The organism is Variovorax sp. SPNA7 (assembly GCF_033807855.1).
In the GTDB taxonomy this organism is placed as follows: Bacteria; Pseudomonadota; Gammaproteobacteria; order Burkholderiales; family Burkholderiaceae_C; genus Variovorax; species Variovorax beijingensis.
This window is the reverse complement of sequence record NZ_CP138514.1, coordinates 1,181,280-1,192,185: the sequence shown is the minus strand read 5'-3', so window position 1 is coordinate 1,192,185 and position 10,906 is coordinate 1,181,280. Positions and strand designations below refer to the sequence as shown.

Annotated in this window: 8 protein-coding genes; 3 read left to right on the top strand and 5 right to left on the bottom strand. The window is 68.5% G+C overall.

Annotation, left to right across the window (positions count from 1 at the left end):
- Nucleotides 1-400 precede the first annotated feature (400 nt).
- Entirely contained in the window at nucleotides 401-1,234 is an 834-nt protein-coding gene (locus tag RZE77_RS33335) for a response regulator transcription factor (protein WP_319443456.1), read from the top strand.
- 65 nt (nucleotides 1,235-1,299) lie between these two features.
- Here RZE77_RS33335 and RZE77_RS33330 read toward each other — a convergent pair whose 3' ends face one another.
- Together RZE77_RS33330 and RZE77_RS33325 are read right to left on the bottom strand one after the other, a co-directional pair.
- Nucleotides 1,300-2,109, bottom strand: a complete 810-nt coding sequence (locus tag RZE77_RS33330) for a DNA-binding response regulator (RefSeq protein ID WP_319442942.1) — start codon at nucleotides 2,107-2,109, stop codon at nucleotides 1,300-1,302.
- Nucleotides 2,110-2,234: 125 nt separating this feature from the next.
- Nucleotides 2,235-2,945, bottom strand: a complete 711-nt coding sequence (locus tag RZE77_RS33325) for a response regulator transcription factor (RefSeq protein WP_319442941.1) — start codon at nucleotides 2,943-2,945, stop codon at nucleotides 2,235-2,237.
- A gap of 28 nt (nucleotides 2,946-2,973) precedes the next feature.
- On the opposite strand from RZE77_RS33325, the gene RZE77_RS33320 reads away from it, so the two are divergent.
- Nucleotides 2,974-5,064: a sensor histidine kinase gene (locus RZE77_RS33320; RefSeq protein ID WP_319442940.1), complete on the top strand. Its 2,091-nt coding sequence runs from the start codon at nucleotides 2,974-2,976 to the stop codon at nucleotides 5,062-5,064.
- An 18-nt stretch (nucleotides 5,065-5,082) separates the two neighbouring features.
- Here RZE77_RS33320 and RZE77_RS33315 read toward each other — a convergent pair whose 3' ends face one another.
- Both RZE77_RS33315 and RZE77_RS33310 read right to left on the bottom strand, forming a co-directional pair.
- Entirely contained in the window at nucleotides 5,083-7,398 is a 2,316-nt protein-coding gene (locus RZE77_RS33315; protein WP_319442939.1) for a TonB-dependent receptor, read from the bottom strand.
- A 167-nt stretch (nucleotides 7,399-7,565) separates the two neighbouring features.
- Nucleotides 7,566-9,020 (bottom strand): MmgE/PrpD family protein, encoded by a 1,455-nt coding sequence (locus RZE77_RS33310; protein ID WP_319442938.1) that lies wholly within the window; start codon nucleotides 9,018-9,020, stop codon nucleotides 7,566-7,568.
- 71 nt (nucleotides 9,021-9,091) lie between these two features.
- Here RZE77_RS33310 and RZE77_RS33305 point away from each other — a divergent pair, with 71 nt between their 5' ends.
- The gene (locus RZE77_RS33305; protein ID WP_319442937.1) at nucleotides 9,092-9,964 is read left to right on the top strand and encodes an MBL fold metallo-hydrolase; all 873 of its coding nucleotides are present in this window, start codon (nucleotides 9,092-9,094) and stop codon (nucleotides 9,962-9,964) included.
- Nucleotides 9,965-9,985: 21 nt separating this feature from the next.
- Here RZE77_RS33305 and RZE77_RS33300 read toward each other — a convergent pair whose 3' ends face one another.
- Nucleotides 9,986-10,807 (bottom strand): IclR family transcriptional regulator, encoded by an 822-nt coding sequence (locus tag RZE77_RS33300; protein WP_319442936.1) that lies wholly within the window; start codon nucleotides 10,805-10,807, stop codon nucleotides 9,986-9,988.
- Nucleotides 10,808-10,906 lie beyond the last annotated feature (99 nt).

Here is a 10,906-nt window from a genome sequence, read left to right as displayed (position 1 = left end):
GATTTGTCCTTGCTTCTTGACTCCAGACCCCGGGGCGCCTTCGTCCTGGACGAACAACCTGGGTCGCACATTGGGAAATCTCGAGTGCCGGGGCTCTCGAGGACTCGCCAGCAAGACCCGACCGGGGTCACGCGGCTTGCGCTTGCACGAGGCGGGATTCTTGGTGCGGGGGGTGAGCCGGGCTTTTGCCGGAGAGGTCGCGGCTTTTGCCGTGTCGTACAGTCGTTTACAAAGGTATCCAAACGTCGAATACTTCACACAAATTGCGAGATAGCGTTGCGAATTCGCCGGTGAGCAAAACCGGAGCAGGCGGGCAATGGTGAGAATGATTGCCAGGTAATTCCTGGTTTCATCGCCTTCACCCAAAGAGCGCGGTCCCACTGCCGTGCCCGTTCTTTCCATGTCGTATTGGTCACCTCCGGAGCCCCGGAGAGTTCATCTTCTGGTGGTCGACGAAGGCGTCGGCGAACTCAAGCCCTTGCTGGAAACGCTACGGGGCGCCGGCTACCGCATCACCCTCGCTTTCGACGCGATGGAGGGCTACCGGCGCGCGACGACGCTGCAGATGGACCTGGTGCTGCTCGACGTGGGTCTGGGCAGCACCGACGGGTTCGCCGCCTGCCGCCTGCTGAAGGCTGACCCGGCCACGGCGGACATTCCGGTGATCTTCCTGACCTCGTCGGCCAGCCTGGAAGAGCGTTTGACGGGCCTGCGGGCCGGCGCGGTCGACTACATCGTGAAGCCCTTCGATCCGGCCGAGGTGATGGCCCGCGTCGAAATTCATCTGGCACTGGCCGAATCCCGCAGGTCGCGCATTTCCCCTTCCACACAATCTGCGTCCCCACCCGAGCGCCCTGCGACGAACGGTGACGGCGCGACAGGCTCGGACATGGACCGCATGCTCATGCAGGCGGCGGAGCGACTGATCCTCGCCGACCTGAGCCATGTATTGCCGCTGCGCGAACTGGCTGCGCGCGTGGGCACGCACGAGAAGCGCCTGTCGCGCGTGTTCAAGGAACTCGCGAACTGCACGGTCTTCGAGTTCGTACGCGAGGCACGGCTGCACGAGGCGCACCGCCTGCTGATCGAATCGGCCATGCGCATCGAGGAGATCGCCGCGGCGGTGGGGTTCTCGAGCGCCGCAAATTTTGCGACGGCATTTCGGGAGTACTTCAACTGCACGCCGTCCGCCTGCCGCCAGGCCGGCGTGGGCCGCCGCGCCCCCGACGCGTGACGCATCCGCCGCATGCACACCCCGGAGGGCGAGCGGCTTGCTGCTGAGCGGAACGCTGCTTTTTTTCAGGCGCCGCACGCGCAGCCGCGACACAGCCGCCGATGCGCCGCAGGCGTGCTGCCGAAGCGTTCCTTGAACGCCGTCGTGAAGTTCGCGGCACCCGAGAACCCGATCGCATGCGCCACGTCCTCGATGCTGAGCAGCGTCTGGGCGAGCAGATGCTGCGCGCGCGACAGCCGCTCTTCTCGCGCGAACTCGAGCACGGTGCGCCCCGTGTGGGCACGGAACGCCCGCGTCAGCCGCTTCTCGTGCGTGCCCACGCGTGCGGCGAGCGCCGGCAGCGGTGGAATGTTCGCAAGGTCGCTCTCGATGAGCCGCTGCGCAGCCCTGGCGATCACGCGGTCCAGGTCATGGGGTGCTTCGTCTTCGGACTCCAGCGGCCTGCGCGGCGCCTCGGCGACATCGTCGGGCTTTTGCGCGCGTGCGAGCGCGAGATGGACCGAGATGCGGACCAGCACCTCTTCGGATTCGAAGGGCTTGAGGATGTAGTCGACGCCGCCCTCTCGCAGGCCGGTCAGCCGCTCCTCGAGCGTCGCACCGGCGCTGAGAAAAATCACCGGGATGTGCGCGGTGGTGGGGTCCGCCTTCAGCAGCCGGCACGCCTCGAAGCCGCTGGTGGCCCCCAAGTGCGCGTCGAGCAGGATCAAGTCCGGCTGCAGCACCGCGGCGCGGCGATAGCCTCCGAGCGCGTCGAAGTCAAGGCTGATGCGATGGCCGGCGCCACGCAGCGCGGTAAGCAGCACCTGGAGTTCCTCGACGCTGTCGTCGATGACCATGATGTGCGCACGCTCGGAAGATTGGAACCAGTAGGACATGAAGATGCGGCGCGTTGCGCGTACCGCATGGTGCAAGCCCCGATCGTTTGTTTCATGCGCCCTTCCTGACCTTTTCTGACGCTTCCTGACCATGCGCCTGGCGCCTGAGCGCCAGCCCGGCAGCGTCAGTTCGCGAGCACGTACCCTGTGCCGCGCACCGAATGCAGCGGCAGGCGCATGCCGAGCTTCGCGGCCTTGCGCCGCAGCCGGCTGGCGATCGCATCGATGCGGTGCTCGTCGAAATCGAACACATCGCCACCGAGCGCGCGGATCAGGTCGTCGCGGCTCGCCGCTGTGCCGCGCTGCCGGAAGAGGCAAGCAAGGAAAGCGCGCTCGCTGGTGGTAAGCGCCATCTGCCGGCCTTCGGGATCGCCAAGGATCCAGTCGCCCTCGAGCAGGCGCCAGTCGGCGGGCTCAGGCGCGGGTGCTGCGTTCGCCAGAGGTGCGGCCGTGAGGCGCCGACCGACGGCGTTCAGCGTTTCGGCCAGTTCCATCATGTTCACCGGCTTCACCAGGTAGGCGTCGGCACCTTCGCGCAGCCCCAGCAGCCGGTCTTCGAGCTCGCCCCGCGCGGTGACCAGCACCAGTCCGAGCCGCCGCTGCACCGCGCGCAGGTGGGAAACGATCGCCAATCCGTTCTCGCCAGGCAGCCCGATGTCCACCACTGCGATGTCGCAGGGCTGGACCGCGAAAGCCTTGTAGAACGATGGAGCATCGCCGAAGCCCTCCGCCTCGAAGCCGAGCTCTCCGAGCGCGAAGACGGTTTCTGCACGAATGTCTTCGTCGTCCTCGATCACATGGATGCGAAGACCGGGACGCGGGCTTGGGGATGGCATGGCGCCGAAAGTATAAAGTCGCGTCCCAATGCGCCTCGACGTCGAAACCACCCGGGCAGATCCGGGCCGCCTGCTCGTTCTTCTGTTCCTGCTGCTGTGGTGCTTTGCAATGCCCGCCAGGGCGCTGGTGGTGTCGGCGTCCGACGGCCTCGGCCGCGGCGTCGAACTCTCCAGGGGCCTCGAGGTCCAGCGCGACGCCTCGGGCCGGTGGCGCATTACCGACGTCGCGAGCGGCGCGCGGCAGCACGGTTTCGCGCCGCTCGACGGGCCGGCGGAGGAAGGCTTCAGCCGCGACGCGGTGTGGCTGCGCTTCTCGCTGGCGCGCGCGCCCGATGCACCCGCGCGATGGCTGCTGCGTGTGCGACCGCCGCGCATCCACGAAGCCACGCTGTATGCACCGGACGGGCGCGGCGGCTTCGTCGAGACGCCGCTCGGCGACGCCCGCCCTTTCGCGGCGCGCGAGATCCCCGACCACAACTTCGTGTTCCCGGTCGACCTGCCGACCGAGCCGGCGGTCTATTTCCTGCGGCTGCGCAACGACGGGCCGCCGCTGCGGGCCGAACTGGACCTGTGGCAGCCCGCTGGCTTCGAGCGCGACCGCACGGCCGACTACACCATCATGGGTGTGCTGCTTGGCGCCGCCCTGCTCGCCGTCTGCATGAACCTGATCTTCGGGGCCTGGCTGCGGGACGGGCTCTACGCCCACTACGCGCTCTACGTCCTCTGCATCGCAGCGCTCTCCGTCAACCGCCAGGGGTTCGCAGCGGAGTGGTTCCTCGGCGACCGCCCCGAGCGCGTTGCGCAGACGCTGCTGGTCGTCAACTGCTTCTTCAACATGGTGGGTACCGCGTTCATGGCGCGGATCTTCCAGTTCCGGCGCCATTGGCCGCCCGCGGCACATTTCTTCAACGCGGTCGTGGTGTACAACTTCGTTGCCTTCGTGCTGGCCCTGGCCGGTCATCACGCCGCCATCGCCCCCTGGGTCAGCGCGGGCAGCGCCGCATCCACGCTGTTCGGCGCGGTCTTCGTCTGCTACCTGCTCTTCGTGCGGCGCCAGTTCCAGTACCTGCTGCCTGCCTCGGCTTTCGCGGTGGGAACGGTGCTTGGGCTCTATGGGCTGTTGAAGCTCTGGCTCGGCGACCAGGTGCCCGGCGTGACGCCCGATCGCATCTATTGGCTCGGCACCATGTGCCACCTCATCCTGCTGAACGTGGCCGTGGCCGACCGGACGCGGCGCGCCGAGCGCGATTACCGCGCCGAGCGCGAGCGCGTGCTCGCAGTGCGGCTGGAAGCTGAACAGGCGCTCGAAGGCACGGTCGTGCGACGCACCGCCGAACTGCAGCAGACCAATGCCGCGCTGCATGAGGAGATCGCGGCCCGCGCCCGTCTGGAGGCCCGGCTGCGCGAGTCGCTCGAAGTCGAGCGCCGGGCGATCGTGCAGCAGCGCGAGTTCGTCTCGATGGTGTCGCACGAGTTCCGGACGCCCTTGACAGTGATCGACGGCGCGGCGCAATCGCTCGACATCTCGAAGCTCGGTGCGGAACCCGTGGTGAAGCAGCGCACCGAGCGGATCCGGCGCGCCGTGCAGCGCCTGACCATGCTGATCGAGAACATCCTGCTGGCCGACCGCCTCCAGCCCGAGAACCGGATGCTTCACCTCGAAGTCCTTGACATCGCGGCGCTCGCGCGTGGCCTGTGCGAGAGCTTCCACTTTCCCGGCGCTTCGCGCCTGTCCATCGACGTCCGCGAACCCCTGCCCAAGGTGCGCGGCGATCGAGCGCTGCTCGAGATCGCGCTGCAGAACCTGATGCAGAACGCATTGAAGTACTCGCCGCCGGATCGACCGGTGCATGTCGTGCTGCGGCCCACGGGCGACATCGTGCAGGTCGACGTGATCGACCGCGGACCCGGAGTCGCGGTGGCCGACAAGGCCCGCATCTTCGAGAAATATTTCCGTGCCGCAACCGCGAGCGCGGTGGCCGGCACCGGACTGGGGCTTTACCTGTCGCGCGAGATCGCGATGCGCCATGGCGGCGACGTGATGCTGCACGAAACAGGCACCAGCGGGTCGACATTCCGCCTCGCGCTTCCGGCTGCGCCGCTCGAACAAGTCACATGACCGGCGGAATCCAACAGGTCAGTAGTCCAGCCGGACTGTCAGTCCCAGGGTGCGCGGCGTCCCGACCGATGCCACGTAGGCACCATTCGCGGTGGCGGCCACGGTCGGAAAATACTTCTTGTCGAGCGCGTTGCGCAACCAGAGCGAGATGCTCCAGATTTCATTGCCCCGTGCGACCTTCCAACCGGTGGCGAGGTTCAGCAGGCCATAGGCCGGGATGCGCGAGTGGACCGACCCGTCGAGCGTGCCGTCCTGTGCGGACCGCCACGCGTACGCCGCTGAAACGAAGTGCTGGGTGGTGGGGCTCACGGACCTGCGGTATTCGGCGCCCACGTTGAATGTCCAGCGCGGCGTTCCGGCTACCTGCCGTCCGCTCAGGCTGCAGCGCCCCTGCGGCACGAACGCGCGTTCTGATGGGCAGGGCGCGTCCTCATAGCGTCGGTAGCGTGCGTCGTTGAAGGCGGCGTTGGCCCACACGGTCAGCCCGCGCGCCGGTCGGGCCGTGGCATCCAACTCCAGTCCCTGGCTGCGGAGATCGCCCGCGTTCGTCAAGATCTCGACGTAGTTGCCCGCGCCTGCGCCGGCGGGCACGAACATCGATGTCTGGTAGCCGCGGACGCCCGCCAGGAAGGCGTTCAGGTTGAGTGTCAGCCGGTCATCCCACAAGCTGCTCTTGACGCCGACGTCGAGGCTGTCGACACGTTCGGGCCCGATGATCAGCGACGAGGCGCCGAGCGGGCCGGGAGCAGCCCCCGGCCCCGCCAGATTGATCCCGCCCGACCCCTCGCCGTGCGAAAAGCTCGCGTAGCCGATCGTGTCCTCATCCAGCCGGTAGCTCGCACCCAGGAGCGCCGACGGGCTTGTTTTTCGGATGGCCAGCGGACCTGTGTCATAGGTCCCGAGCACGATCGGACGATTACGCAGGAACGCAGTGGCGGGGGCACCACCGGTCGAGTCGTCGCGATGGGTGCGCGCGTCCTTGCGTTCATGCGTGATGCGCAGGCCGGCCGTGAGGTCCAGCCTGGACGTGGCGTGCCACGTGGCCTGGGAGAAGAGCGCGAAGCTCTCCGTGTCGAGCGCGCCGAAGCTCACCGTGCTCGCGTTGGCGAGCACGGGCAAGGACGTTCCCTGCAGGACGATGTCCGCCCGCGGACCGAACACGGTGAAGATCTCGTTGCGCATTCGCTGGCGCATGTAGAACGCGCCCACCACATGGTCGACCGCACCGCCGGTGGGCCCGGCGTAGCGCAGCTCCTGCGAGAACTGCTGCTGGCGCACGCGGGAGCCGCCGTCGATCAGCACGGGGATATTGAGGTTGTCGTTGGCCGTCGGCACGAACTTCCATGAGCGGCCGGCGGTGATGGACGTGACGGTGGCGCCGGACCCGAGCTTCCAGTTCGCCTCGGCCGACACGCCACCCTGGTCGAGATCGACGCGCTCCACGCCGTCGGTGTTGACCGCATAGCGCCGCGGGTCGGTGACGATGCCGGTGGCACCGCCGGCCCGTGCGCGGGCCAGCGCCGGTCCGCTTCCCAGCGAGTAGATGACGCGGGTGCCATACGTGGAGCGCTCGCGGTGCGCATCTGCGATCAGGCGCAGGCTGAAGGCGTCGCCACGGCGCATCAGCCACTGGCCGCGAATGCCGGATCGATTGCCCCCGTTGACGCTGCCGCCGTCGTAGAGGTTCTCGATGTTGCCGCGTTCATGGGTGCCGTACACCAGCAGCCGGCCCGCCGTCTCTTCCGACAAGGCGCCCGAGAAGATGGCTTGCCCCTGCGCAAGGCCGCGCTGTCCGATCGAGAGTTGCAGGCTGCGCTCGGTCTCGCGGCTCGGCGGCCGCGTGTGCAACGCCAGCACGCCAGCGGTCGTGTTCTTGCCGAATAGCGTCCCTTGCGGCCCGCGCAGCAGGTCCACGCGCTCGATGTCGAGCAGGTCGAATGTCGCCATGCCGGCGCGGCCCAGGTAGACGTTGTCGAGGTAGACGCCCGTGCTGCCTTCGAGCCCGTCGTTCGATGGATTTCTTCCAACGCCGCGCACCGCGATGGCCGATTGCCGTGGATCGCCGAAGGTGATGCTGGTACTCGGCAACCATTGCTGCAGGTCTTCGAGCCGCCAGCTTTGCTGCGTCTCCAGGGCTTCGCCATCGATCGAGGTCAGGGGGATCGGCACTTGCTGGGCGGCTTCCGAACGGCCTCTGGCATTCACGGTGACGGCCGGGAGCGTTTCGCCATCGCCCGAAGGCGCCGACTGTGCATGGGCCGCCGCGGCGAGCCCGAAGGTGAGCGCGCTGACGACCAGGGGAAGGGGGAGGAGATCGCATCGGCAAACGGACATGCGCCTACTCTAATGGAGGCACGCGCGGCGGATGCGAGGTCTTGCTGGGGCCAGCCATGCGCGAACTCTCAGAGCGGCGCCCTCTTCTGAAATCTGTCCTGGTGGCTTGGCTGGGAGCTGCGCTATCGCGAGCCTCTTCGTTGCGGTGAAGGACGAGCTGCCTCACTTCAAGGACATGCCGGCGGCCTTTGGGGGTTGCGATGAGGTGATCGGCTGGCAAGGCGCGATGCGCCGAACAGCGCGCCAGCCGGCGCACACGGCAAGGCATCCTGCGCCGCATCGGTGAACCCCTCGCACCACGTCGCCAGTGCGGCGGCCTGCGCATCGTCCATGGCGGGCACGAAGGTGCGCATGCGCTGCTGCAAGCCTTCCCAGGTGTACGGGTCCTCGGGATCGCCGCGGCGCAGATCGCGGTAGGCGCTGATCTGCCTTCCATCGCGCAGCCTGATGGTCACGCGGCTCGGGCGGCGTTGCGGAAAGGCTTGCTGGAACTCCTCGTTCGGCACCACCTGCATGCGCGCGGCCAGGGCGCGCAGGCTCGGGCTGCCGAGATCGGGGGCTTCCGTGTCGGCGATGCCGAGCACGCCTTCTTTCTCCAGCAGCACCGCCAGCACGTAGCGCAGGCAGAAGCTGGCCTCGGCCGGCTTGGCGGGCCACTGCACGCCCGCGATCTTGAGCGCATGCGGGAAGATCTCGATCTCCATCGCCTGCACGTCGGCGGCGCCGATGCGGTGTTCCTCGATCAATGCCCGCGTCGCATCGAGCGGAGTGAACAGCATCGCGCAGGCCGGCCAGGCCTTGATGGTGGTGGTGTGCAGCCGCTCGGGCGCCTCCAGCGCACCATCGACCGCGGCCAATGGTCCTTCGCCGGCCAGCGCGGCGTACAGGCCGCGGCGGCCGGTGAAGAAGGCGCGCGCACCCGGCAGGCCGGCACGTGCCGCATAGGCCGCCGTCATGCCGTTGCGCACCGCGAAGGCAGGATGCAGCGACTTGGATTCGTGCGCGCCGTCGTCCACCAGCTGCCAGAGCCCGGCCGCCTGCGTCGCGGCGATGCCCAGCGCATGGTGCAGCCGCGGCGCATCGAGCCCCATCGCCATGCCGGCCGCGGCGGCCGCGCCCACGGCCCCGGCCGTGGCGGTGGCGTGGAACAGGCCCGCATGGCGCGCGCCCAGCGCTTCGCCCAGGCGCAGCGCGACCTCGTAGCCGGCCACGATGGCGCGCGCGGCGCGTTCGCGCGTCAGCCCGCATGAGGATGCCAGTGCGAGCACCGGCGTGATGGCGACCACGCCCGGATGCAGCATCGCCGCGCGGTGCGCGTCGTCGATCTCGCGCAGATGCGCGATGCCGGCGTTGACGAAGCCGGCCGCCAGCGGCGTCGCGCGCGAAGAGTTGCCGCCGAACATCGCCGCCTCGCCCGCACCGGGCATCAACGCCTGCCCCAGATCGCGCAGCACCGTAGCCGCGGGCATGTCCTGCGCCGACCAGCCGGCCGTGAACCAGTCCAGCAGCGCCTGCGCGAGCCGTGCGCGCGTGGCGGCCGCCAGTGGCTGCGACGCCTGATGGAACAGATGCGCCACCAGCGCGGATTCGGGCAGGGTCGTGGAAGTGGGCGTCGGGTTCACTGCAGTCTCATTTTATTGAATGAAATTTATATCATTATATAAAATGGCGCGACTTGCGAGGAGTTTGCCCGATGAGCCTTTCCATCCGTTCCTTCTTCGATGCAGCCACGGCCACGTTCTCCCATGTGATCGACGACGGCGCCGGTGCCTGCGCGGTGGTCGACCCGGTGCTGGGCTTCGACGCGCGTTCCGGCCGCACCGATGCGCGCCCGGCCGAGGCCGTGGCCGCGCACATCGAGGCCGAGGGCCTGCGGGTGCAATGGCTGCTGGAGACGCATGCGCATGCGGACCACCTGTCCGGCGCGCCCTGGCTGCAGCAGCGCTTCGGCGGCACGCTGGCGATCGGTGCGGGCATCACCGACGTGCAGCGTGAATTCCGCGGCATCTTCAATGCGGGCGACATGGCGGTGGACGGTTCGCAGTTCAACCGGCTGTTCGCCGATGGCGAGTCATTCGCCATCGGCCGGTTGCAGGCGCAGGCGCTGCATGTGCCCGGCCACACGCCGGCGGACCTGGCCTACCGCATCGCCGATCCGGCCGACGGCCCCGACGCGGTGTTCGTCGGCGACACGCTGTTCATGCCCGACCTGGGCACCGCACGCTGCGACTTCCCAGGCGGCGATGCACCCACGCTGTTCCGTTCGATCCGCCGCCTGCTCGCGCTGCCGCCGCAGACCCTGCTCTATCTGTGCCACGACTACCCGCCCGCCGGACGAGAGGCCGCCTGCAGCACCACGGTCGCCGCGCAGCGCACGGGCAACATCCACGTGCGCGACGGCGTGCCCGAGGCCGACTTCGTCGCGCGCCGCCAAGCGCGCGACGCCACGCTGGCGCTGCCGGCGCTGATGCTGCCGGCGGTGCAGGTCAACATGCGCGCGGGCCGCATGCCGCCGCCCGATGCCAACGGCACCGCCTACCTGAAGATTCCCATCGACCGGCTGTGAGCTGCACCCGGCCGGCGCTTGCTACCGGCGCCAGTCCCGCGGCGGACGGCTGCTGAAGCCCTGCTGCACCAGCGCCTTCTGGGCCACCTGCACGGCCTTGCGCTGGGCCGTTGCGCTCTGCCGCTGCGCCAGGCCGATCACCACCAGCGCGCCCTGGAAAGCGCCGTCGCTGTCGAACACGGGCACCGCCACCGACGCGATCTGCGGCACCCGCTCCTCGCGCGTGATGGCGAAGCCGTCGCGCGCAATGGCCTCCGCATGCGGCGTGCTGCCACCCGTGAAATAGCGCAGCACGTGCGCCGACGAGCCGCCGGCCGAGAGCTTGAGCCGCGCGCCCACCTCCACATGGTGGCGCACCTCGTTGCTGCTGTTCTCCCTGTAGAGGCAGACGCGTTCGTCGCCGTCGCGCACGTAGAAGGCCACCGTCTCGCCGGTCTGCCGCATCACCTCCTGCAGCACCGGCTGCAGCCGCGTGCCGATGTCGAAGGTGCGCCGGTAGAGCATGCCCATGTGCAGCAGCGCCGGGCCGGGCGCGTAGGCGCCGTCGTCGAAGCGGTGGACCATGCGGGCGCGCACCAGCACGCCGAGCAGCCGCAGCAACGTGGCCTTGTCCAGGCCCGTGCAGTCGGCCAGCTCGCGCAACTTCAGGCGCAGCCGGTCTTCGGTGAAGCATTCGAGGATCGACAGGCCGCGCTCGAGCACGCCGGAGGGCGGCTGCGGCGCGCTGGCCTGCGCCTCGGGGACAGCCGCCTTGACGGGCGAGGCGACGTCCGATGCACGCCGTGCCGTCTTGCGAACCGGGGCCGCGTCCGATGTCTTCTTCGAAGCTGGGGTAGATCTCATGGGTGCAGATTGTGTGCGATTGCCGCATCGGGACGAGCCCGGTTGACAGTGCGGTGTGCGCCCACCTAGAATTTTGTTTATTGAACTGTATTTCAATGA

Coding starts and splice junctions, on each gene's coding strand:
- RZE77_RS33330 (WP_319442942.1), bottom strand. CDS start 2,109: ATGTCCTACTGGTTCCAATCTTCCGAGCGTGCGCACATCATGGTCATC.
- RZE77_RS33300 (WP_319442936.1), bottom strand. CDS start 10,807: ATGAGATCTACCCCAGCTTCGAAGAAGACATCGGACGCGGCCCCGGTT.
- RZE77_RS33305 (WP_319442937.1), top strand. CDS start 9,092: ATGAGCCTTTCCATCCGTTCCTTCTTCGATGCAGCCACGGCCACGTTC.
- RZE77_RS33325 (WP_319442941.1), bottom strand. CDS start 2,945: ATGCCATCCCCAAGCCCGCGTCCCGGTCTTCGCATCCATGTGATCGAG.
- RZE77_RS33320 (WP_319442940.1), top strand. CDS start 2,974: ATGCGCCTCGACGTCGAAACCACCCGGGCAGATCCGGGCCGCCTGCTC.
- RZE77_RS33335 (WP_319443456.1), top strand. CDS start 401: ATGTCGTATTGGTCACCTCCGGAGCCCCGGAGAGTTCATCTTCTGGTG.
- RZE77_RS33315 (WP_319442939.1), bottom strand. CDS start 7,398: ATGTCCGTTTGCCGATGCGATCTCCTCCCCCTTCCCCTGGTCGTCAGC.